The 24,164-nt window shown below is 65.1% G+C and carries 15 protein-coding genes; 7 read left to right on the top strand and 8 right to left on the bottom strand.

What is annotated here, in order from left to right; all coding sequences use genetic code 11:
* Positions 1–65: 65 nt before the first annotated feature.
* Complete coding sequence (locus tag ACFQ24_RS19385) at positions 66–947, bottom strand: LysR substrate-binding domain-containing protein (protein WP_380914213.1); 882 nt, start codon at positions 945–947, stop codon at positions 66–68.
* Between the two features lie 334 nt (positions 948–1,281).
* On the opposite strand from ACFQ24_RS19385, the gene ACFQ24_RS19380 reads away from it, so the two are divergent.
* The 3 genes from ACFQ24_RS19380 to ACFQ24_RS19370 all read left to right on the top strand — a co-directional run bounded on the left by ACFQ24_RS19380 (position 1,282) and on the right by ACFQ24_RS19370 (position 5,866).
* On the top strand, positions 1,282–3,576 hold the full coding sequence (locus tag ACFQ24_RS19380; RefSeq protein ID WP_380914211.1) for a CDC48 family AAA ATPase: 2,295 nt from the start codon (positions 1,282–1,284) through the stop codon (positions 3,574–3,576).
* A gap of 147 nt (positions 3,577–3,723) precedes the next feature.
* Positions 3,724–4,362: a class I SAM-dependent methyltransferase gene (locus ACFQ24_RS19375; protein ID WP_380914209.1), complete on the top strand. Its 639-nt coding sequence runs from the start codon at positions 3,724–3,726 to the stop codon at positions 4,360–4,362.
* 238 nt (positions 4,363–4,600) lie between these two features.
* The gene (locus ACFQ24_RS19370) at positions 4,601–5,866 is read left to right on the top strand and encodes a glutamate-5-semialdehyde dehydrogenase (protein ID WP_380914208.1); all 1,266 of its coding nucleotides are present in this window, start codon (positions 4,601–4,603) and stop codon (positions 5,864–5,866) included.
* Between the two features lie 141 nt (positions 5,867–6,007).
* Here the strand turns inward: ACFQ24_RS19370 and kdsA are convergent, their stop codons facing one another.
* Together kdsA and ACFQ24_RS19360 are read right to left on the bottom strand one after the other, a co-directional pair.
* Positions 6,008–6,838: a 3-deoxy-8-phosphooctulonate synthase gene (gene kdsA, locus ACFQ24_RS19365; RefSeq protein WP_380914206.1), complete on the bottom strand. Its 831-nt coding sequence runs from the start codon at positions 6,836–6,838 to the stop codon at positions 6,008–6,010.
* Positions 6,839–6,845: 7 nt separating this feature from the next.
* Positions 6,846–7,139, bottom strand: coding sequence for a hypothetical protein (locus ACFQ24_RS19360; protein WP_380914401.1), 294 nt, complete (start codon positions 7,137–7,139; stop codon positions 6,846–6,848).
* Between the two features lie 22 nt (positions 7,140–7,161).
* On the opposite strand from ACFQ24_RS19360, the gene ACFQ24_RS19355 reads away from it, so the two are divergent.
* Positions 7,162–8,295, top strand: a complete 1,134-nt coding sequence (locus ACFQ24_RS19355; RefSeq protein ID WP_380914204.1) for a hypothetical protein — start codon at positions 7,162–7,164, stop codon at positions 8,293–8,295.
* Complete coding sequence (locus ACFQ24_RS19350; protein WP_380914202.1) at positions 8,292–9,665, top strand: cytochrome P450; 1,374 nt, start codon at positions 8,292–8,294, stop codon at positions 9,663–9,665. Before ACFQ24_RS19355 ends, ACFQ24_RS19350 begins: the two co-directional genes overlap by 4 nt.
* Here ACFQ24_RS19350 and ACFQ24_RS19345 read toward each other — a convergent pair.
* From ACFQ24_RS19345 to ACFQ24_RS19335, 3 genes are read right to left on the bottom strand one after another with little or no spacing between them, the layout of a single operon-like run.
* A complete protein-coding gene (locus tag ACFQ24_RS19345; protein ID WP_380914199.1) occupies positions 9,649–10,554 on the bottom strand; it encodes a transglutaminase family protein in 906 nt (301 codons plus the stop codon). The genes ACFQ24_RS19350 and ACFQ24_RS19345 overlap by 17 nt on opposite strands.
* Positions 10,551–13,013, bottom strand: a complete 2,463-nt coding sequence (locus ACFQ24_RS19340) for a circularly permuted type 2 ATP-grasp protein (RefSeq protein ID WP_380914197.1) — start codon at positions 13,011–13,013, stop codon at positions 10,551–10,553. The genes ACFQ24_RS19345 and ACFQ24_RS19340 overlap by 4 nt, the downstream gene beginning before the upstream one ends.
* Positions 13,010–16,372 carry a transglutaminase family protein gene (locus tag ACFQ24_RS19335; RefSeq protein ID WP_380914399.1) on the bottom strand — a complete coding sequence of 1,121 codons (3,363 nt, stop codon included), beginning with the start codon at positions 16,370–16,372 and terminating at the stop codon, positions 13,010–13,012. Before ACFQ24_RS19335 ends, ACFQ24_RS19340 begins: the two co-directional genes overlap by 4 nt.
* 263 nt (positions 16,373–16,635) lie before the next feature.
* Between ACFQ24_RS19335 and ACFQ24_RS19330 the strand changes: the two genes are divergently transcribed.
* Both ACFQ24_RS19330 and ACFQ24_RS19325 read left to right on the top strand, forming a co-directional pair.
* Complete coding sequence (locus ACFQ24_RS19330) at positions 16,636–16,896, top strand: AMP-binding enzyme (protein WP_380914195.1); 261 nt, start codon at positions 16,636–16,638, stop codon at positions 16,894–16,896.
* Positions 16,897–17,625: 729 nt separating this feature from the next.
* Positions 17,626–20,028 (top strand): TonB-dependent receptor, encoded by a 2,403-nt coding sequence (locus tag ACFQ24_RS19325; RefSeq protein ID WP_380914193.1) that lies wholly within the window; start codon positions 17,626–17,628, stop codon positions 20,026–20,028.
* A gap of 90 nt (positions 20,029–20,118) precedes the next feature.
* On the opposite strand, the gene treF is transcribed toward ACFQ24_RS19325, so the two are convergent.
* Together treF and ACFQ24_RS19315 are read right to left on the bottom strand one after the other, a co-directional pair.
* Positions 20,119–21,711, bottom strand: a complete 1,593-nt coding sequence (gene treF / locus ACFQ24_RS19320) for an alpha,alpha-trehalase TreF (RefSeq protein WP_380914191.1) — start codon at positions 21,709–21,711, stop codon at positions 20,119–20,121.
* Positions 21,712–21,979: 268 nt separating this feature from the next.
* A complete protein-coding gene (locus ACFQ24_RS19315; protein WP_380914189.1) occupies positions 21,980–24,151 on the bottom strand; it encodes a xanthine dehydrogenase family protein molybdopterin-binding subunit in 2,172 nt (723 codons plus the stop codon).
* Between the last annotated feature and the right edge of the window lie 13 nt (positions 24,152–24,164).

Genomic DNA, 24,164 nt, shown 5'->3' with positions numbered 1-24,164 from the left:
CGGCTCATAACGGCCATCTTCCCATTAACTTTAAAACGCGCTCAAAGAACGGGGCAAAAAAGGCGTCAGATGTCCGCGGCCACCAGCCAGTCGCGGAAGATGCGCACCGCCCGCGTCTGCAGCGCGCGCGGCCGGCAGACGAAGAAATAGCGATAGGGGCTTTCGACATGGATCGGGAACAGGCGGACCAGGCGGGGATCGCCCGACTGTTCGAAATGGCTGGCGTGCATCACCGCCACGCCCAAGCCTTGCGCCGCCGCCTCCAGCATCAACTGGCCCGAATCATAATTGTCCACCGCCAGCGGCTGCAGGTCGGGCAGGCCCGCCGCTTCCTTCCAGGCGTCGAAGGACAGCACCATGTCGCGGTGGAGCAGGATCGTCTGCTGCGCCAGTTCCTCGGGCGATGTCAGCGCGTGCGGGCCTTCCAGCAACTGCCGCCGGCCGATCAGATAGACTTCCTCATGGTCCAGCTCATGCGCATAGAGCGCCGGGTCGATGTCCTTCGCCATCAGCACGATGGCGGCGTCAAGCCCTTCGCCCAGCCGCGCGACGGCATGGGGGGTGGTTTCGATGTCGATATGGAGCTGCGGATGCTGCTGGCGCAGCCGGCCGAGATGGGGAAAGAGCCGCTGCGTGGCGAATAGCGGCATTACCGCGAGCCGTAGTCGCAACTGATTGCCCCCGCTCTGGATATTCTCCAGCGCCTGGCTGAGCGAATCCAGCGCCGGCGCGATGTCGTCCAGCAGCCGCTGTCCGTCCGCGTTGATCTCCAGCGCCTGGTGTTTCCGGTCGAACAGGGGCCTGCCGATGAAGCGTTCGAGCGCCTGTACCCGCCGGCTCAGCGCGGGCGTAGAGAGCGCAAGCTCTTCGGCCGCTGCCTTGACGGAGCCGAGGCGGGCGACCTGAACAAAGGCCTCCAGGGCCGTAAGGGGCGGCAATCTGCGCATAATCTGTCAAGTTCCGAAGCCGATCCGCTGCGCCGCGTCAATTCTCTTTATCGAACGGCGCGCATCCCGGTTCCAAGCATCCTCTCCCTAATGAGCAGGAAAAGGGCGGAAATGGCAAGATGCAATTTTTGCAACCTGGCCGTTTCTTTCGCACTTGCAAAATTTCACGCTGCAACGCATATAGGACGGGCCTTTCAGGCATCCTCTCCTAAAACTTCCGGGCTGGCTTTATCGCCGGCCCTTTTTTTGTCCCATGTTATCGTCATCCGGGGGTCTTTCCGGACCGCTTTGCGTTTCCTATCTCGTTACGGAACGACAAAGACGGGGATGGCGAGTGGCCGATCAGGACAGGACGGAACGCAGGATCCAGGTCGCCAACGCGCGGCCGGAAGACGCCGGGCGCGGTTTGGCGCGGCTGCCGCTCGGCGTGATGGCCGAACTACATCTTGCCGAAGGCGATGTGATAGAGATTGCGGGCAAGCGCCCGACCTCTGCGCGCGTGGTGCGTCCGTACAAGGAAGATGAGGGGCTCGACGTGCTCCGCCTCGACGGTCTTCAGCGCGCCAACGCCGGCGTGGGGTCGGGCGATTTCGTCCAGATCGCCAAAGTCGATCCCCGACCTGCCCAGCGCGTCGTGTTCGCGCCCGCACAAAACAACCTCCGGCTCCAGGGCAATCCCGACGCGTTGAAGCGCGTTTTCTTCCAGCGGCCCCTCTCATCCGGCGACATCGTCGCTACAGCCGGACAACAACAGGTTCCTCCGGGTGACATGCCGCCCCAGCTGCGACAGATGCTCGCCGCGCCGGCCTATGCGTTGCAGGAAATCCGGCTCGTCGTCGTGTCCACCACGCCCAAGGGCATCGTCCGGATCGACGAGGATACGGAAGTCGAATTGCGCGCCGAATATGAAGAACCGCGCGAATCGCGCCGCGCCGACGTCACCTATGACGATGTGGGCGGCATGGCGGAAACGATCGACCAGCTGCGGGAGATGGTCGAGCTGCCGCTGCGCTACCCCGAACTGTTCGAGCGGCTCGGCGTCGATCCGCCCAAGGGGGTGCTGCTCCATGGCCCGCCGGGCACCGGCAAGACCCGCCTTGCGCGCGCCGTCGCCAATGAATCCGATGCCGAATTCTTCCTGATCAACGGCCCGGAGATCATGGGTTCGGCCTATGGCGAGTCGGAAAAGCAGTTGCGCGAGATTTTCGAGGCAGCGGCCAAGTCCGCGCCGTCGATCCTCTTCATCGACGAGATCGATTCGATCGCGCCCAAGCGCGGCAATGTGACCGGCGAGACGGAAAAGCGCCTCGTCGCTCAACTGCTGACCCTGATGGACGGGCTGGAGCCGCGCACCAACCTCGTCGTGATCGCCGCGACCAACCGGCCGGAGGCGATCGACGAGGCGCTGCGCCGCCCCGGCCGCTTCGACCGGGAAATCATTGTCGGCGTGCCGGACGAGCGCGGCAGGCGCGAGATCCTGGGCATCCACACGCGCGGCATGCCGCTGGGCGACAAGGTCGATCTGGGTGAACTCGCCCGCATGACCTACGGCTTCGTCGGCGCGGACCTCGCCGCGCTCAGCCGGGAAGCGGCGATCGAGACGGTTCGTCGCTTCATGCCGCGCCTGAACCTGGAGGAAGGGACCATTCCCGCCGACGTGCTGGAGGAACTGTCCGTCACGCGTGAGGACTTCATGTCCGCGATCAAGCGCGTCCAGCCGTCCGCCATGCGCGAAGTCATGGTGCAGGCGCCGAACATCGGCTGGGCCGACATTGGCGGTCTCGACGATGCGCAGATGCGCCTCAAGGAAGGAGTCGAGCTGCCGCTGAAAGACCCCGATGCCTTCCGCCGCATCGGCATCCGCCCGGCCAAGGGCTTCCTGCTCTATGGCCCGCCCGGCACCGGCAAGACATTGCTGGCGAAGGCCGTTGCCCGCGAGGCGCAGGCCAATTTCATCGCGACAAAATCGAGCGATCTCCTGTCCAAATGGTATGGCGAAAGCGAGCAGCAGATCGCGCGCCTCTTCGCCCGCGCGCGGCAGGTGGCGCCCACCGTCATCTTCATCGACGAACTGGACAGCCTGGTGCCCGCGCGGGGCGGCGGCCTTGGCGAACCGGCGGTGACGGAGCGGGTGGTGAACACCATCCTTGCCGAAATGGACGGGCTGGAGGAATTGCAGTCCGTGGTCGTCATCGGCGCGACCAATCGGCCGACGCTGGTCGATCCGGCGCTGCTTCGCCCCGGCCGTTTCGATGAGCTTATCTATGTGCCGGTGCCCGACGAGGCGGGCCGTCTCCGCATCCTAGGCATCCACACCGCCAAGATGCCGCTTGCCGACGATATCGATCTGGTCGCTCTGGCGAAGGATACGGAGCGGTTTACCGGCGCCGATCTTGAGGATCTCGTCCGCCGCGCCGGCCTCGTCGCGCTACGGCAGTCGCTGGGCGTGGAGAAGGTCACGCAGGCGCATTTCGATGCCGCACTGGAGGAAACCCGGGCGTCGGTAACGCCTGAAATGGAGCGCGAATATGAACAGATCCAGTCGCAGCTGAAGCAGCGCGCGATGCAGGTCGATCCCATCGGGTTCGTGTCCCCCGGCATGGTCCGTTCGCGGGAACGCGGTGACTGACCCTGGTTATGCGCGGGTCCGAAAGCGGTGTCGGCGGATTGAACCCATCCGCCGGCACCGCGTTCATGACAGGCATGTTGCAAACGCGCTTGCCAGTTCTCGCAGGATTTGCGAGTCGCTGCAGATGAAATTTACGGACGGATTTTGATGGCCTCCATTCCATTGAAGAAGACGAAGGCAAAGGCCGGCGGCGCCGGATCGTTTCTCAGCCAGTGGGGCATGTTCTTCCGCCAGTTCGTCAAGCATCCCGGCATGATCGGCTCGGTGATCCCGTCTTCTCCCATGCTGGTGAATCGCATATTGGATCAGGTGGACTGGCGCTCGACGCGCGTCTTCGTGGAATATGGGCCGGGCGTCGGCACCTTCACCCGGCAGATATTGGATCGTTTGCCGGCGGACGCCACGCTGATCGCCATCGACCTCAACCTCGACTTCGTCGCTTATCTCGAAGCACAGATCGACGATCCGCGCCTGCGCGTCATGCACGGATCGGCAGCGGATGTCGGCCGGTTTATTCGAGAAGCGGGCCATTACCAGGCTGATTATATCCTGTCCGGCATTCCCTTCTCCACCTTGCCCGAGGGCGTGGGCGCGCATATCTGTGCTGAAACCCGCGCCGCGCTTCGGCCGGGGGGGGCGTTCCTCATCTACCAATATTCCTCATTCGTCCGCCGGTTCCTGACGCCCCTGTTCGACAGCGTGTCGGAAGAAACCGAATGGCGCAACATTCCTCCCTGCCGCGTGATCCGCGCCACCCGCGAACTCCAGATGGCCCAGGCCGCCTGATCGTCGCTGCAGCAATTTATCCCTGATTTTTAGATGCTTACCCCGTATAACTATGTGGGCGTGAGCCCCCTGCTCTATTGTCCCAGGTGAGGCGGCAACCGCTGCCCTGCCCGGCGACCGGATCATTCGCGACCCATGGTCCGGTCGTCGGAACCCTTACCGACCCGTTGTTCGCCGGCTTTGTCCGCCCCGCCTTTCATGCTAAGGCGCGCCCGACCAAAGCCGCGAGACGTCTTTCATGAACGACCTGACCCAAACCCCCGAAATGCTGATCGCCCAGCTTGGCGCACGAGCCCGTGGTGCCGCCGCCCTTCTGGCCGGTGCAAGCGACGCGCAGAAGGCGGACGCACTGTGCCGGGCTGCGCAGGCGTTGCGGGAACGGGCGCCGGCCATCCTCGCGGCCAATGCGCGCGACATGGACAATGCCCTGTCCAACGGGCTGTCGCCTGCGCTGCTCGACCGGCTCAAGCTCAACGAGGACAGGATCTCTGCCGCCGCCGACGGCGTCGATCAGGTGGCGGCGCTTGCCAATCCGCTTGGCAGCGTCATCGACACCGCCGTCCGCCCCAACGGACTGAAACTCAGCCGCATTCGCGTTCCCCTGGGCATCGTCGGCATCATCTATGAAAGCCGGCCCAACGTGACCGCAGACGCAGCCGCGCTGTGCCTGCGCGCCGGCAATGCGGTCATCCTGCGCGGCGGCAGCGAGGCAAAGGAAAGCAATCGCGCCATCCATGCGGCGATGGTCGACGGGATCGTCGCCGCCGGCCTGCCCGCCGAAGCGGTGCAGCTTGTCCCCACCACCGACCGGGCAGCGGTGGGCGCGCTGCTCAAGGCGTCGGAGTTCGTCGATCTCATCGTCCCGCGTGGCGGCAAGAGCCTCGTCGCGCGGGTGCAGGAAGAGGCGCGCGTGCCTGTCCTCGCGCATCTCGATGGCATCAACCACAGCTATGTGGACGGTGCGGCCGATCCCGCCATGGCGCAGGCGCTGGTCGTCAATGCCAAGATGCGGCGAACCGGCGTATGTGGCGCGACGGAAACGGTGTTGATCGACCGCAGCTACGCCCACGCGCCGGCGCTGGTTCAGGTGCTGATCGATGCGGGCTGCGAAGTGCGCGGCGACACGGACGTGCAGGCGATGGATGCGCGCGTGAAGCCTGCCGCGGACGAGGATTGGGATACCGAATATCTGGACGCCATCGTGTCAGTGGGGCTGGTGGGCGGCGTCGACGGTGCGATCGCGCATATCGCGGCTCACGCCAGCCACCATACCGACGCTATCATCACGGAAGACGCGGAAACGGCGGAGCGCTTCCTCAACGCGGTGGACAGCGCCATCGTCATGTGGAACGCCTCCACCCAATTCGCCGACGGCGGCGAATTCGGGCTGGGGGCGGAAATAGGCATTTCCACCGGGCGCCTCCATGCGCGCGGGCCAGTGGCGCTGGAAGGGCTCACCACCTACAAGTGGATCGTGCGAGGACAGGGGCAGACCCGGCCGTAGGGCCGCCTCCCTGTCCTACAGCGCACCGCACTGCGATCATTGGTCAACGACAGCGGCAGGCCCATCTTTCCAATAGGATCAGCGCGGCACAATAAAATGTCAAAATCTGCGGGAAATATGCGAAGTTAAGCGGGTGATATCCTATCGGCCCTTCACCACGGCATCGATCGCCTTCAGGGTCGCCAGCATCGGGCCGACCCAGTCGAGCGGCAGCATCACCGGCCCGTCGGACGGCGCATTGTCGGGATCGTCATGGGCCTCGGCGAACACCGCCGCCACCCCCGCCGCCACCGCGCTGCGCGCCAGCAGGGGAGCGAATTCCCGCTGGCCGCCCGACGCGGAACCCAGGCCGCCCGGCTGCTGCACCGAATGGGTGGCGTCGAACACCACGGGATATCCGGTCTGCGCCATGGTGGGCAGCGCGCGCATGTCGCTGACCAGCGTGTTATAGCCGAAACTCGCCCCCCGCTCCGTCAGCAGGATGCGCTCGTTCCCGGTCGATGCAACCTTCTGCGCGACCGCCGCCATGTCCCAGGGGGCGAGGAACTGACCCTTCTTGACGTTCACGACCGCGCCGCTCTTGCCTGCCGCGACCAGCAGGTCGGTCTGGCGGCAGAGGAAAGCCGGGATCTGGAGGATGTCCACCGCCTGCGCCGCCGCTTCGACCTGGGTGGCGTCATGGATATCGGTCAGGATCGGGCAGCCCAGCGTCGCCTTCACCTCTGCAAGGATCGCCAGCCCGGCATCGATGCCGACGCCGCGCTTGCCCGAGACGGAGGTGCGGTTGGCCTTGTCGAAACTGCTCTTGAAGATGAAGGGCACGCCAGCGGCATCCGCCGTCTTCGCGAGCGCCTCGGCCATGAACAGCGCATGGTCGCGGCTTTCGATCTGGCAGGGACCGGATATGAGGATGAAGGGCAGGTCGTTGCCGATGGTGATCGGGCCGACGCTGACATGCTTTGGGCTGGTCATGGCGTGGTCACTTGGGCGCTTTTACGAAGCGGCGCAACAATTGTCCGCGCCACAGCCCCTTGCCCGGATGGTAATTCCAGCAGAACCAACCAAGCGCCAGACAGGCGATCAGCGACGGCAGCGCCATCGGATCTCCGTTCGCCCTCATGTGGCGGTAAAATGTCAGGTCCGCGTGCCAGCGGTCCCGTTCGCTGCCTCCGCCGTTAATGCCGTACATGTTGTCATGTTTCCGGCAGCCGACATTGCGGTTGTATTTGCGGTGGTCGATGAAATAGCAGTAGTCGCGTTCGGGCGTGCTCATGCGCGCGATTAGGGCGATGCCGTTGCAAAAGTTCAAGCGTAAAGTCTTCTATCTCGGCGGTTTCGACCCGCGCGGCGTGCGCTTCTACCACCAGCTCTATCGCGAGCAGGCGGCGCGCTATGCCGCGCTCACCGGCGATGCGGTCGAGGTCAGCGGGCGTCAGTCCGGCCCTGCCGGTGCTTCGGTGTCGGCGTGCTGGACCGTTTCGAACCCGACCGCCGGTGTCGAGACGCACTATGAATATCTCCGTTGGGAAGACCTGATCGGACAGGTCTGGATCCGCAATCCGCTGGCTCTCGCGATCAAGTCCGCGCGCGCCTATGCCGGCCATGCGCGCCACATGGACTTCCTGCGGATGCGACGACTGCGCAAGGGACCAGTCATAACCATTCTTTATCCGCCGATACTCGCCGTTCTTATCCCGCTGCTGCTCGCGCTCGTCCCGGCCCTCATCCTGTCGCTGCTCATCCCCTGGTGGGCGGCGGCGCTACTGGGCGTGGGCGTGAGCGCCACCCTGTCGGGCCGTATCCTCGCCAAGCTGGTCGTTCCCTGGCTGCTGCGCTTCATGACCTATCATGGCGCATTGGCGCGGCAGGGGCCGGGCGCCGCGCTCGACGAGAGGCTTGACCGCTTCGCCGCGCGCATCGCGCAGGAACTGGACGGCGACTGGGACGAGGTGCAACTCGTCACCCACAGCGCTGGCACGATCCTGGGCATGCGCCTCCTCCGCCGCGTGATTGCGCTGCGCGGGGATGCCTTGCCCGATCATTTCGTCATGCTCGGCTTGGGCCAGGTGGTGCCGGTGATCGGGCTACGCCGCGACGCGGCCTGGTATCATGACGATCTGCGCGCGCTTGCCGACAAGCCCTTCCGTTATGTCGACGTCAGCTCGCCGCCCGATGGTGCCGCCTATTTCGACGTCAATCCTTTCCGCCTCGTGGCCGACAGCCATGCCGCGCGCGTAGACATGCTCTCGCCACGCTTCCACCTCTTCTACCGGCCGGAAAATTATCATGGCGGCTGGTCGAACAAATATGAGGCGCATTTCGACTATCTCCGCGTGGGTGATCGCTTGTCGCCGCTCGACTTCATCAGCCTGACCGCCGGTCGCCGCACCGTGGATCAGGCTGTCGCCGCATTCAGGACCATCGCTTGACCGACCTTTTCACCCCGCCCTATCCCCGACCGCCAAAGAGCAAGCGTGGCCTTGTGAAGCGCTTCCTGCGCGGCTGGCACAGCTGGATTCATGTGCTTTTCGACAAGAGCTACACGATGAAGATGGGCGAGATCCGCCTGCCGGGGCGCACCATGTACATCGCCAACGAACTCAGCCTTGTGGACCAGATCCTGCGCGGCGGGACCGCTTACCCCAAGCATAGCGAATTGGTGCGCAACCTCGATCCGCTGATCGGCAATTCGGTCTTTTCCGCCAATGGCGAGGATTGGGAAAGCCAGCGTGCGATGGTCAACCCCGCCTTCGCTCACACCGCGCTCGGCCGGTCGATGCCGCTGATGGTCGCGGCGGCGGACGATCTGCTCGCCCGGATCGACGCGGCCAGCCAAGCGGGCAAGCCGGTCGACATCGATCCGATGATGACGCATGTCGCGGCCGATATCATCTTCCGGACCTTGTTCAGCCAGACGCTCGACGCGGAACGCTCCAACATCATCCACACCGCATTCGGCAAGTTCCAGCGCCTCGCTCACAGCGCTTCGATGCTGCGGCTCTACGGCATCCCGGCCGGCTGGTTCGAAAAGCGCTCGCGCGGCCCGGCGCGCGCCATTCACGACGTGTTCCGCCCGATCGTCGAGGCGCGCTATGAGGGCTTCCATGCACGGGGAGAGGCGGGGACGCGCGACATCCTCCAGTCGTTGATCGAAGCGAAGCATCCCGACACCGGCGCGCATTTCACTTGCGATCAGGTGATGGAGCAGGTCTCCACCATCTTCCTCGCAGGGCATGAGACCTCGGCCAGCACCATGACCTGGGCGCTCTACATGCTGGGCGAATGCACGCATATCCAGGACCGCGTCCGGCAAGAGGTCGCGCGTATCGCGGGCGACCAGCCGTTCACCGCCGCAATGCTCAAGGACATGGGACAGGTGCGCAACATCTTCAAGGAAACGCTGCGGCTCTATCCGCCGGTTTCCTTTCTCCCGCGCGAGGTCACCTGTCCCATGCCGATGCGGGACAAGCATCTGGAGGCTGGCGCGATGCTGGTGGTCGCGCCGTGGCTGACGCAGCGGAACAAGGACAACTGGGCCTGCCCCCATGCCTTCGATCCCGACCGGTTCGACCATCCTGCCAATGCGGACATGGCGAAGCAGGCATGGTTTCCCTTTGGCCGCGGCCCCAGGGTCTGCGTCGGTGCGGGCTTCGCCCAGCAGGAGGTGATGACAGTGATCGCCAGCGTCGTGCGGCGGTATCGCATCAGCGTTCCATGCGGTTTTCGGCCCGAACCGATCAGCCGTCTCACCATCCGTCCGCGCACCGGCATGCCGCTATTGTTCACGCAGGCTGGCTGACCGGCAGCGCCTCCTCCTCCGGGGCGACGTCGACCATCACGGACAGGCTCTGTCCCGCTGCGCCAACGAACAGCCCATCCATAGGCGCGACATCGGCATAGTCGCGACCCATGGCGACGAAGACATGCCCATCGCCGGTGATGCAGCCATTGGTGGGATCAAAGCCAATCCAGCCACGCGCCGGCCCGCACCAGAGCATGACCCAGGCATGCATCGCGTCCGCGCCCACCAGCCGCGGCATGCCGGGCGGCGGCAGGGTGCGCAGATAGCCGCTGACATAGGCGGCGGGCAGGCCGGCGAGGCGCAGCGCGACCACCATGACATGCGCGAAATCCTGGCACACCCCATGCCGCGCCGCGAAGGCGTCGCCGACCGGCGTGCCTGCATCGGTCACGCCGGGTTGATAGGCGAACTCCGCCCGGATTCTCTCAGCCATCGCCAGCGCGGCGGCAACCACAGGCCGGTCGACCGCCAGGTCGCCGCCCACCCATTGGCCGATCGCCGCCAGCATGGGCGTTCGAGACCCGGAGAAAAGATAATGGGCGGGCGCAGTCGATGCCATATCCCTGTCCGCCAGAGCCGCGCACGCCACCGTGCCGACGGTGGGATCGTCCGGCTGCGGCCCCATGGCGTCGCCCTCCACGCGGGCGCGGAACCGGCTTTCGATGGAGAGTTGCCGGATCGGCCTCTCGATTACCAGCCGTGCGACCTGCATCGGCCAGCCGGACGGGCGCGGCTCGATCAGGACAGGCGCGGGATCTACCTCCAGAACATGATCGGACGTCCACTGGCCGCGCCAGGGTGCCGGCTTCAACCGCAGATTGAAGCGCGCCAGCCGCACCGGCGTCTGATAGCGCAGCAGCGTGCGATGACGGACGCGATAGATCATGCGAGCAGGTCCATGTCGGGCGTCTTGTGGACTTGCAGGAAATAGCGCTGCCCGATGGCGTCCGACAGGCGGAGCAACCGGCTTTCCACATCGGCGATGTCCATCACCGTCAGTATGTCGCCGGTCAGCGATGAAAGGCGGCCGGCGACATCGTCCGCCAGCCGCTGCTGCTCTTCCGGCATGCCGTCCGCGCGCAAATTGGGCAGCGCCGCTACATGCTCGGCCAGCCGCATCGCTTGATAGGCGACGCCGCGCGGATTGTGCGGTTCCAACATCAGCAGGTCGCGCACCGGGGCCAACGCCGGCCCCGCCAGATAGCGGGTCCGATAGCTGATCTGGCTGTCCATCAGGTCCAGCAGCACCGTCAGGTCATCGGCGCCGGCCCTGTCGCTTCCGAACAGCGCGACGAGGCGGCAGCCATTGATGGCGCGTTCCACCCTGCGGCCCATGTCGTGGAAGCGCCAGCCGTCGCTCCTTCCCATATTTTCCGCCGCCAGCCCCGCCAACGCCGATATGCGCTCGATCATCCGCGACGATGCGTCGAGCAACGTCTCGGTCACCTCTCCGTCAAACATCGGCAGCGGCAGGCGCGCCAGCCGCCAGAAGTCGCTGGCCAGCCTGTCCCTCAACCCTTCGCCGATGGCGGCAACCGTGGTCATCAACGTGCGGACGCTTCCCGGCTGCTGCGCGTCGCCCAGCGCCGCGGCGCAGAGTGCGCCAACGTTCGCGCTCCCGTCCGCCACGCTGTTCCACAGCATCAATTGATCCACCAGCCGCGTCATGGTCGCGCTGGCGGACGACGGGCCAAGATCCGCTTCGATCGAGCCGCCCACGATTGCGCGGATCACGCGCAGGGTCGTTTCCGCCCGCTCGATATAGCGCCCGAGCCAGTAGAGATTGTCCGCCGCCTTGGCCGGCAACATGCCCCCGATGCGCCGGATCGCGGGCACCTGATCGCCCGGCAGGCTGTCGGGCGGGGCCGGCTTGCTGTCGATGACGCACAGGTCGGCCGACATGTCTCCCTGCCCCATCAGCACGGCGCGCATGTCGCCATGTCCCGCCAGCCGAGCAAAGCCGCCGGGCATCACCCGCCATTGGCCGGCCCCGTCGCGCGCGACGAAGATGCGCAGCGTGAAAGGGAGCGGGGTCAACCGCCCGTCGACCACGGCAGGCGTGGTGGACAGCTTCACCATTTCCTGCCCGACATAATCCATCGGGCGGCGATCCATGGCCTCCAGCAGCATGGCGCGCTGATCGGGCTGCACCACTGGGGCCACGAGGGGCAATCCTGCGGCTTCCTGGCCGAAGGCGGGCGCGATCACCAGTTGATCCAGCCTCTCGCGGACATGGGCATGCTCGCGCGGCTGGCCGCACCACCATGTCGCGATATTCGGCAGGATGAGGTCGGCGCCCAGCACCGTCCGCGCCAGTTGCGGCAGGAAGGCGGCAAAGGCGGGCGATTCGATCACGCCTGCTCCAGGCCAATTGGCGATCATCAACCCGCCGCGCGTGGCGGCATCGTACAGGTCGGGCACGCCGATGCGCGAACGGCTGTCGAATGTCAGCGGGTCGAGGAAGCGGCTGTCCATCCACCGCCATAGCCCGTCCATCCGCTTCAGCCCCTGGATCGTGCGCACGAACAGTCGGCCGTCCGAGACGATGAGATCGTCGCCTTCGACCAGCAGCAGGCCGAGATAGCGGGCGAGATGCGCCTGCTCGGCATAGCTCTGGTTGAAGCGGCCCGGCGTCAGCAGGCCGATCCGTGGATCGGCGCGCGCGCAATCGGCGGCGAGGCCCCGGCGCAGGTCGGCGAAGAAGGGCGCCAGGCGGCGCGTGTTCATCGTCGCCAGCAGGTCGCCGGTGGCGCGAGAAAGGGCGAGACGGTTTTCGAGCGCATAGCCGACGCCGACCGGGGTGCGCACCCGGTCAGCCAGCACCCGCCACGCGCCGGCCGGATCGCGGCCAATGTCGGCGGCGTAGAAATGGAGATGATGCCCGCGCGGCGGAGCCGCCCCAGTCATCATCCGCCAATAATGGGGGCTGCCGGTCACAATGCTCGCCGGCAGCTTGCCGTCGCGTACCAGCGACTGGGTGGAGTAAATGTCGGCGATCACCCGTTCGAGCAGTTGCGCCCGCTGCATCAGCCCTTGTTCGATATGGGTCCATTCCGATGCGCCGATCAGCAAGGGCACCGGCCCAAGCGGCCAATCCCGTTCCTGCTCATCCCCCGTCAGCCGGAAGGCGAGGCCCAAATCCTTCGCCTGTCGTGCGAGATGGTCCGCGAGCCGAGCGGGATCGCCCTTACCCTGCGCCGCCAGACGGTCGAGCATCGTCCTCCATTGGCCGGCCATGTCGGGTGCGGCATCGGCAAAAATATCGCTGCCCGCCGACTGGCCAAGATAGGCTTCGGCCCATCCTTGACCTGGCTGCGTCGGGGCAATGGCGTCCTGCTGCATCATCCGCCGGCGCGCTGGAACCGCAGGTCGAGCGTCATGGGAAATTCGCCGGGCAGCTCAGCTGGCGGCATCTCGACCTGACCAGGCGTGTGGCCATGATCCTGGAACCGCGCCTTGCGCCGCGATTCTGCCTCATAGCCGTTGATCGGCAGCGTATCATAATTGCGCCCGCCCGGATGCGCGACATGATAGACGCAACCGCCCAGCGACCGGCCGCTCCAGCTGTCGAATATGTCGAAGGTGAGCGGTGCGTTCACCGGCAGGTTGGGATGGAGGCAATTGGCCGGGGCCCAGGCCTTGTATCGAACGCCGCCCACCGCTTCCCCGGGCACGGCGGTGGACGTCATCGGCACGCGGCGGCCGTTGCAGGCGACGATATGCCGCCCCGCCACCAGCCCGGTGGCGCGCACCTGCAACCGTTCGGTCGAACTGTCCACATAACGCACGGTGCCGCCGATCGCGCCGGTTTCGCCCAGCACGTTCCACGGCTCCAGCGCGTGGGCGATTTCCAGTGTCACACCGCCCGCGTCCACCTCGCCATGGATGGGGAAGCGGAACTGCCGCTGCGCCTCGAACCAGTTTGGGTCGAAATCATATCCCGCGCCGCGCAGGTCGGTAAGCACGTCCAGAAAATCGGACCAGACGAAATGCGGCAGCATGAACCGGTCGTGTAGCGCCGTCCCCCAACGCACGAAGCCACCCTGTTGCGGCTGCCGCCAGAACCAGGCCGTCAGCGCGCGCAGGAGCAGTTGCTGGACCAGGCTCATCCTGGCTTCGGGCGGCATCTCGAACCCGCGAAATTCGAGGAGGCCGAGGCGTCCGGTCGGGCCATCGGGCGAGAACATCTTGTCGATGCAGATTTCCGTCCGGTGGGTGTTGCCCGTCACGTCCACCAGCAGGTTGCGGAACAGCCGATCGACCGTCCAGGGCGGCGGCAGTTTGCCCTCCCCCTCCCGCGTGGGATCGGGCACCTGCGCCAGCGCGATCTCCAGTTCATAGAGGCCATCGTGCCGTGCCTCGTCGATGCGCGGTGCCTGGCTGGTCGGGCCGATGAACAACCCGGAAAACAGGTAGGAGAGCGACGGATGGCGCTGCCAGTAGAGGACGAAGCTCTTGAGCAGGTCGGGGCGGCGGATGAAGGGGGAGTCGTTGAGCGTCGGGCCGCCCAGGACGATATGATTGCCGCCGCCCGTGCCGATCGAACGGCCATCGACCATGAACTTGTCGGCGGTCAACTGGCAGGCGCGCGCCGCGGCATAGAGCCGCTCGGTGATGTCGACCGTCTCTTCCCAACTGGCCGCGGGATGGACATTCACTTCGATGACGCCGGGATCGGGCGTGGCCTTCAGCACATTGAGCCGCGGATCGGGCGGCGGCGCATAGCCTTCGATGCGAACGGGAATGCGCAACGCCTCTGCGACGCTTTCCACCTGCGCGATCAGTTCCAGATAGTCTTCCAGCTGTTCCACCGGCGGCAGGAACACGGACAGATAATGGTCCTTCGGTTCAACGGTGATGGCGGTGCGCACTGCGCCCTCGATGATGACCTGCTCAACCCGTTCCTGCGGCGCGGCTCCCCCTTCCGCAGCGACCACGCGCTGCATTGGCTGCGCCTGCGCTTCCTCGCGCGTCGCTGCTTCGCTGATCTGCGCCCGATAGTCTGCCAGCGGGCCGCGCGGTTCGCTCGTGTCGCGCGGATGGATATAGGGAAAGGCGGATTCTGGCACATGCGGCAGCGATCCCAACGGCAGGCGGTAACCGAGCGCCGAATCCCCCGGCACCGCGAACAGCTTGCCCCGGCGCAGCTGCCATATCTCGCTCTGCCAGCGCGGGGTCTGCGCCGCGCTCTGCCAACGCTGGACCGGCAGGACGTAGCCCACCGGCTGATCCAGGCCGCGCGTGAACGCCTTCACCATGCGGGCGCGGGCCTCGGGATCGGTGATTGCGGGATCTTCCGGACTGGTGTTGATGGGCAGGTCCGCTTCCTTCACCATCCACACCGCCGGATCTTCGAACACGGGATGGGTATAGTCTTCGGAAAAGCCCATATTGCCCGCCAGCGCTGCGAGGAATGCCTTCGCATCATCCGCCGTCGTGGCACGCGCGCCTTCCGGCGCTTCATCCGTCGCGATCAGGCTATCATCGCGCCAGAGAGGATCGCCATCCTGCCGCCAATAGACGGCATAGGCCCAGCGCGGCAGGCTTTCGCCCGGATACCATTTGCCCTGTCCATGATGCAGCAGGCCGCCGGGCGCGAATTCGGTGCGCAGCATCCGGATCAGCCGATCCGCATAGGCTGCCTTGGTCGGGCCGACCGCATCGCCGTTCCATTCGCCGGCCTCGCCCCCGCCTTCCGCCACGAAGGTCGGCTCGCCCCCCATGGTCAGGCGCACATCCTGCGTCTTCAGGTCGGCATCCACTTGGGCGCCCAGCGCCATGACCGCGTCCCAGCGGGCGTCGGTGAAGGGCTTGGTGATGCGCACCGCTTCCGCGATGCGGCTGACGCTCATTTCGAAATGGAAGTTGACCTCGGCCGGTTCGGCCATGCCGCTGATCGGCGCGGCGGAGCGATAATGGGGCGTGGCGCACAGGGGGATATGGCCTTCGCCGGCGAACATGCCGCTGGTCGCGTCCAGCGCGACCCACCCCGCGCCGGGCACATAGGCCTCCGCCCAGGCGTGGAGATCGACCACATCCTGCGTGACGCCTTTGGGCCCTTCGATCGACTCCACGTCGGCGACCAGCTGGATGGAATAGCCCGACACGAACCGTGCGGCAAAGCCCAGCCGGCGCAGCAACTGCACCAGCAACCAGGCCGAATCGCGGCAGGAGCCGGTGGCGATGTCCAGCGTCTCTTCAGGGCTCTGGACTCCGGCTTCCATGCGGATGACATAGCCGACGCGCTGCTGGAGGCGGCGGTTGACCTCCACCAGAAAATCGACGGTTCGCCCTTGATGGCCCGCATGTTCGGCCACCAGCGCATCGAAAAGAGGCCCTTGCGGCTCGATATCGAAATAGGCGGCGAGATCGGTCTTCAGCTGCTCGTCATATGCGAACGGGTAATTTTCCGCATAGGGTTCGACGAAGAAATCGAAGGGATTGATGATGTCGAGGTCGGCAAGAAGATCGACCTCGATGGAGAAATGATCGACCGGATCGGGGAAGACGATGCGGGCCAGCCAGTTGCCGTGCGGATCCTGCTGCCAATTGAGGAAATGGGTCGCCGGTTCGATCTTCAGCGCATAGTTGGGCACCTTGGTCCGACCGTGCGGCGCCGGTCGCAAGCGAACCACCTGCGGTCCCAGGCGGATCGGTTTGCTGTAGCGATAGGATGTCAGATGGTGAAGCGCGGCCTTGAGCATGGCGCGATCAAACGCCACCCCCTGCTGCAATGCAACAGTCAATCGCGTCGATCGCCGGCAAACATAGCTAGAGAAGGGAGGAAAATGGCGCTGCCGATGAAGATTGAACTCACGACCTCAGCCTTGCGTGGGTGGGTGGAAACCGGCCGGAAACCGCATTCTAAAGCCGCGCAATGATCGCCTGATCGGTCAAGAAGCCGGTTGGAGCACCTGTTGCTTTACCGTCCTCAGGCTTCAACGTCTATCCCAACGAAATCGAAGCAGTGATTTTCGAACTGCCAGGCGTCGCGGAATGTGCATGTGTCGGAATTCCCGATGGCCTAGGCGGGGAAGCTGTCGCGCTATATATTGTCCGGCGGGACGAGACTTTGTCGGCTGACTTGGTGCTGGCGCATTGCCGTGGTAACCTGACCGCCTACAAGGTGTCGCGCACCATCGTTTTGTCGACGCAATTCCAAAAATCGGCGGTCGGCAAAGTTCTAAGAAGAAAGCTTCGGAGCCTCGCTCCCACTAGCGCGCCCTGACGTAGAGGCCGTTATATCCTAGCCTGGCCGTACCACCAAATGAGCGCGGCTGGCATCAACTCGTAAATTCTGTGTCCACAGGCCCACCCGAGCCCTCCATGGATGACGAAGGCGGCGCACCTGCTCCGAAGATTCTCCGAGGCAAGCCTGCAGTAGCTTCTTGCCGACCTTCCGACGCTGGTCTTTGGAAGTGCCTCACAGAAGTGGATGGGTCCGGAACAGCGTGGCGCGATATGGCGCTCACCTCAGCCCGGCCTGCAATTTATCTCGCAGCGCGGTTGACGTGGTGCTGGCCCCCTCGACGAACAGGACGCACGCGACCGGCCGTCCCCCCCCAGCGCGGGTCGGCGATCCCCACGACCGCTGCCTCCGCGACTCTTCCATCCGCATGGACTCGATCTCAAGCGAAGAGGCCCACTCACCTGCAGTCTTAACGACATCCTTCAGTCGGTCAGCAATCCGCGGCCCTCGATCGGCATCAAGCTGGGGGTTGTGGCCAGTATGCGGCCGCCCCTCGTCAACATCATGCGAGCCTTGTGATGCGTCAATGTCACACGTCGCTATGGAATTGAAATAGGTGCAAAACCGTATTGCGATCGCTCCATTGAGCCTTCAGGACGCCGTTACGCCCGTGACACAAAGTGGGCAGTGGAAGATATCGCACGACGACTTCCCAACGATGATTGCGATCCGGCTCCATCGAGAATGCCGGGGGCACAGGAGGACAAAATGCAGACCAAACGTACATCCGCTTGCAGATGGCTTCTGGCAAGCGTCACACCCTTTGCTCTCTTCGCCGCCGGCACGGCCGCGAACGCGCAGACCGCGCCGCAGGACGGTGCCCAGGCCGCTGCCGACGAAAGCCAGGCGGACATCGTCGTCGTCGGCACGGCTGGCGGCGGCACCCGGCGTCAGGACGCGGCCTTCGCCGTCACCAGCCTTGGTGCCGAGGCGATAGCCCGCGCTGCGCCCAACAGCACTGCTGACCTGCTGCGCACCATTCCGGGCGTCAGCGCGGAAAGCTCAGGCGGCCAGAATGGCGCGAACATCTTCGTGCGCGGCTATCCGTCGGGCGGCGACGCGCAGTTCGTTACCTTCCAGTTGGGCGGCGTGCCCTTCTTCCCGCCGCCAACCCTGTCCTTCCTCGAAAATTCGCAGCTTATCCGCCTCGACGAGACCGTCGAGCGCGTGGAAGCCGTGCGTGGCGGCACCGGTTCGCTATTTTCGAACGGGCAGCCGGGCCTGACCGTCAACGTGCAGCAGCGCGAAGGCGGCGATACGCTGAAGGGCTTCGCCAAGCTGTCCTACACCGATTATGACGAGATGCGCGGCGACGCCTGGATTTCCGGCCCGATCAGCCAGGACACGACCTTCATGGTCGGCGGCTATTACGCCCAGGGCAACGGCATCCGCGATCCGCGGTTCCGCGCCGAAAAAGGCGGGCAGGTGACCGCCAACATCCGTCACGATTTCGACGGCCGCGGCTCTGTGCTGATCTACGGCCGCTATCTCAACGATCATGGCCAGTGGCTGCTGCCCATCCCGGTCGTCCAGGACGGCAGCAAGATCAGCCAGTTCGCCAATTTCGACCATGGCACCGGCGCGCTCGCCAGCCAGGACACGCGTATCACCACCAACAATGCCGGCCGCACCGTTGACCTGGCTGACGGGCGTGGCGCGAAGATCGGCAATCTGGGCCTCAGCTTTGATTATGAGCTGGTCGACAATCTGCGCCTGCGTGAACGGGCCAGCTATCTGTGGGGCACGGCCAACACGGTCGGTCTGGTGCCGACCGACGCGCCGATGAGCGCCACCGACATGGCGGTGGCGCTGGGTGGCGCGGGATCGACCGTGGGTCGCCTGACCTTCGCGTCGGGCGGCGCAGCGGCGCCCGCCGGTACGCAGGTCATGCGCGCAGGCATCTGGGACGTGCGCAAGCGGATCGATGCCTTCGTCAACGACCTGGCGCTTGAATTCAGCGCGGGCGGCAACAAGCTGACCGGCGGCTTCTACCTTGCCAACTACACCACGCGCGATACCTGGGCACTCGGCAACGACGTGCTGCTGACGGCGGAGCCAAATGCGCGCCGCCTGAACCTGACGCTGGGCGACGGCCGTGTGGCCACGCGCGACGGCTTCACGTCGGGCGACAGCTTCCTGGTGAGCGGCCGCTATGAAGGACGCGACATCGCCTTCTACGCGGTGGACGAGCTGCAGATCACCGATCAGCTGCGCGTCGACGGCGGCGTGCGCTGGCAGCGGCACGAGGTGACGGGCGACGTGGCGACGTCTGGAGCCGCGTTCGATCAGGACGGCAGCGCCGCTACCCTGTATGACCGGACGGTCCAGCTGGGCCGCGCCAACCGCATCGACTATGGCGCGTCGCGTTGGTCGTGGACGGTGGGCGCCAATTACGACTTCACCAACCAGGTCGGCGTTTTTGCCCGCTACAGCCGGGGCAACAGCTTTCCGCAGTTCGACAATCTGCGCGAGGGCCTGACCCTGATCTCGAAGGTCGAGACCTATGAGGGCGGGCTCAAGGTTTCGACCCCGCTGGTCAACCTCTATGCGACCTTGTTCCACAACAAGTTCGACGGGCTGGCCACGACGCAGATCATCAACGGCGTGCCCAACGAGTCCGTCGGCGGCGCCAAGGCGACCGGCGTCGAGCTGGAAGGCGTGATCCGTCCGTTCGCGGGCTTCAGCATCGCGGCGGCGGGCACCTATCTCGACGGCACCTATCGCGGCTTCTTCAGCGGCAACGGCACCATCGACAATACCGGCAACCGCGTGCAGCGCCAGCCCAAGTGGATGTGGCGCGTGACGCCAAGCTACGAGCTGGAGATCGGCAATTTCCGCCCGTCCATCTTCGCCACGCTGCAATATACGGGCGACCGCTTCTCCGATCCGGAAAATGCGCAACTGCTGCCCAACTATTATCAGCTGGACGCGGGCGTTTCGGTCGAGGTCAATCAGCGCCTGAAGCTGGCGGTGACGGGCAACAACCTGACCGACGAGCTGGGCCTGACCGAAGGCAATCCGCGCATCATCGGGTCGCAGGGTTCGGGCACGATCCTGGCGCGCCCGATCCTGGGCCGGTCCTTCCGGTTCAGCGCGGCTTACAGCTTTTGATGGCATGACGCGCGCGCTGGTTTCCTGACCGGCGCGCCCGTCGCGAGATTAAAAAGGAGCCGGACGATCCGATCGTCCGGCTCCTTTTCGTTAGCGGAGGGCGGCTTTTGTTTCCGCCTGATCCAGGTCCGTAACGATGTCGGGATAGCGCTCCAGCAGCGCGCTGGTGACGCCGTTGGTCCAGCCGAAGCCGTCTTGCAGCGGATATTCACCGCCGCCGCCCGGCTTCCTTTCCTCCACATCATATTTCTCCAGCATCTTGCCCGTTTCGACATAGGCCGCCGCGACCGTGCCGATCCAGCGTCCGGCAATGTCCCGCGCTAGGGTCGCCTGTCCGTTGCGCGCCAGCCCGTCGATCGCCACCCATTGCAGCGGCGCCCAGCCATTGGGCTGGTCCCATTGCTGGCCGGTCTGGTTGGGCGTGGTGCGCAGGCCGCCCCGGCCCAGCAGCTTCGCGCGGACGGTCGCGGCAACCGCGCTGGCTTGCGCGGGGGAGGCGGCGCCGACGAACAGCGGATAGAGGGTCGCAGCCGACAGAACCGGCGTGGGACGCCGGGTCTCGCGGTCCCAGTCGGCATAGCGACCTTCCCGGCCGACCCACAGATGGCGGTCGATCGCCGCCTTGCGTGTGCGCGCCAGCCCGGCGAATTCGTTGGCGCAGGCCGTGTCGCCCGCCTTGCGGCAGCGCACCTCGATCCGTTGCTCCATCGCCAGCATCAGGCTGTTGAGGTCAACCGGCACGATCTCCGTGGTATGGATCGCCGCGATGGAGCGGCCATCGCCAAACCAGCGCGAACTGAAATCCCATCCGCTTTCCGCCCCCGCGCGCAGATGCCGGTAGGTTTTGCCCTTATCGCCGCCAGCCTCCGCAGCGGTCGCCACATCCTCCGCATAGGATTCGTCGCGGGGCGTGTCCTTGTCGTCCCAATAGCGGTTGAGCAACGTGCCGTCGGGCATTCGCACGACCCGCTCGCACGCGCCGCTCGCGATGGCGCAGGCGGCGCCCTTCATCCAATAGGCATGTTCCTGCCGCAGCGCCGCTAGCCGGCGCGCGGCGAGCGCGGGCGTATCATCCTTCGACAGGTCCAGCATCAGCGCGAAGAAGGGCGGCTGCGACCGGCTGAGATAATAGGTCCGCATGCCGTTGGGGATATGGCCATAGGTTTCGATGGTGGCGGTGAAGTCCACCAGCATGCTTTCGATCAGCGGCTGCTGGCCATCGACGGCCAGCCCAAGCATGGTGAAATAGCTGTCCCAATAATAGATTTCGCGAAAGCGCCCTCCCGGAACGATGAAGGGCGCGGGCAGCGGCAGCGCGGAACTTCCCGCCTGCCGCTCCACGGGCTGGCGGACCAGAACCGGCCAGAGCGCGCGCACATGGTCGCGCAGGTTGGACGCATCATGATCGTTGACGCCCGGCACCCTGAAATGCCGCAGCACGAAGCCGCGCAGCGCATCCTTGTCGCGGGGCCGTTGCTGCCGATAGGCCGCCATGACCGCGCCGGGGTCCAGCCGCGGCACGGCATCGACGAAGGTCTTGCCGTCGGGAAACAGCTTTTCCAGCTGGATGCGGCGGAAAAGGTCACCATACAGTTCGGCGGGTGAGGACTGTGCCCGGCTGGAATTTCCAAAAGCTAGAAGGGAAACGAGGCAGGCTGCAACGAAGGATTGCCAGTATTTCATTGCCCCTCTTTCGGTCGCCCTCCCAGCCTTTGCAACGGCAAAAACGGATGTCACCTGACAGTTTCGCGCCTCATTAATCGGTCAAGCTTGGGTCAGGAACCACTGATAGTCGCGCTGCGAGCTGATTCATGCTCCGTAAGGAGATTGAAGATGACCGACCTGTATCGGCCGGTAGACGAGCAGATGATGCGACTCGCGCCGTATTTCCAATGTCAAACGGTGCGAAAAGGGACGCAAATTGGCGTCGAAGAAGGCCTTTTCTTTGAGATTAAACGAAGGGTTGTGGGTGACGCCCTTGATCTCCGTGGAAGGACGCCCCACTGAGTGGGAGGCCTTGCCTTGGCGTGCCCGTCAGCGCCAGCAGGGCGTTCGCGATGGCGGGGGCGATTGGAGGGACTCCAGGTTCACCCATGCCGGTGGGGCGATTGGTGGAAGGAAGGATGTGCGTCTCGACCGCCGGCATCTCGTTCATGCGCAAGACCGGATAGGTGTCGAAGTTCGTCTCCTGGACGACACCGTCCTTGAGCGTCATCGAGCCGTACAGCGCGGCAGAAAGGCCGAAGCCGATGCCGCCTGCCATCTGCGCTGCGACCTGGTCCGGCGAAACGGCGATGCCGCAGTCAACGACTGCGACGACGCGGCGAACGACAGGTCTGCCCTGATCCAGACCGACCGCCGCTACCTGGCCGACCAGCGTTCCGTAGGTTTCGTGGATGGCAAGACCGCGCGCCCAACCTGCTTCGATCGGTTTGCCCCATTCCGAGCGGCGGCAAAGCTCGTCGAGCAAGCCCAGGCGGCGCCGGTCGCCTCCTCTTTCATACAATATCCGACGATACTCGGCGGGATCACGGCCGGCACGTTGAGCGAGCTGATCGACGATATGCTCCATCACGAATGCGGTGTGGGAATGGCCGACCGATCGCCAGAAGGAGGGCGGCACCGCGAAGGAAGGGCTGAACACCTTCCCGTCCACGGTCGACGCTGTCGAGAAATAGGGAGAACCCTCGATGCCTTCGACGGCCTGACTGTTCGGGCCCACCGGAACAAGCGGCTGACAGACGCTGTGGATACGCCAGCGTTCGGGGAAGCCGTCGCGTCCCATCTGCACCCAGAGACGGTGATGGGACATCGGCCGGAAATAGCCGGCCATCATCTCGTCCTCGCGCGTCCAGATCATCTTGACCGGCCGTCCGTTAGTGCGTTTCGCGATGCGTACGCATTCGACGACATAGTCGGCGCTCATCACGCCGCGACGCCCGAAGGAGCCGCCGGCGGGGATGACCTCGACATCGACAAGGCCCGGAATCGTACGAGCCGTCAGCGCCGCCCGCACTTGGTCGATAATAGGAATATGAGCGCCTGACGTGATCGAAACATGCCGGCCGTTGACCGCTGCTACGCAGTCGAGTGTCTCCATGGGGGCATGGGCCAGATAGGGGAAGTCGAACGCAAACTCGACAACGTCCCCGCTGAACGGCGCTTCGGGCTCGTCGCCTTTCATGGCGAAATCGCTAGGCTCTACGTCACCACGGCCGGCAGCCAGGTCGTGATAGTAGCGGATCAGATCGGGCGTCGATCGTTTCTCCGCCTCACTGTCGTCCCACTCGATACGCAGCGCCTCACGGCCTTTGCGCGCAGCGAAGCTGTTCTGCGCAACCACCGCAACGCCGCTTTCAATCGCGAAGACGTCGACCACGCCTTTTACCTTACGGGCGTCGGAGGGATCGAACCGCGCGAGCTTGCCGCCAAAGCGCGGGCTGTGCGCGACCATGGCGACCAGCATGTCAGGCCGTCGGATGTCCTGTGTATAGATCTGCGCGCCGGTGCTCTTGGGCACGCTGTCCTTGCGCCGCACCCGATCCGTGCCGATCAGGCGATAGTCCTTCGGCTGCTTGAGCGTCGGCTGCTGCGGTGGGGCCTGCCGGGATGCCTCGGCGAGTAGCTCAGCGAAGGTGGCGGAGCGGTTCGAGCCGGGATGGGAGACGACACCATCCCGGACGTCGATAAGCCGCGGCGGAATGCCCCAGCGCAAAGCAGCGGCATCGACGAACATCGACCGCGCAGCGGCCCCGGCATTGCGCATCAGATCCCAGTTCGATGAGATCGAGCGCGATCCGACCGAGCCCTGCGGCCCATAGGCGCGAAAATTGCTATGGGAGTCGACGACCTTTACTCGGTCCCAATCGGCGTCCAGTTCCTCGGCGACGATTGCGGCCAAGCCGGCATGGATGCCCTGACCAAGCTCCTGTTGGCGGTTCACGACGGTGACGGAGCCATCCGGGGCGATGCGGATGTACGAACCGAACGCGCTCGGCTCTGGGTCGGTGCCGCCGCCGCTCAGGATCGCGCCGCCCACCTCCATCGGGTGGGTCGCGGTGTAGCCCACCACCAGCGCACCGCCGATGAGAGAGCCGCCCAGGATCATCCGGCGGCGGGTCATGCGAAAGCCGCGT

The organism is Sphingobium olei (assembly GCF_042678845.1).
GTDB lineage: Bacteria > Pseudomonadota > Alphaproteobacteria > Sphingomonadales > Sphingomonadaceae > Sphingobium > Sphingobium olei.
This window is presented reverse-complemented; position numbering and strand designations above follow the sequence as displayed.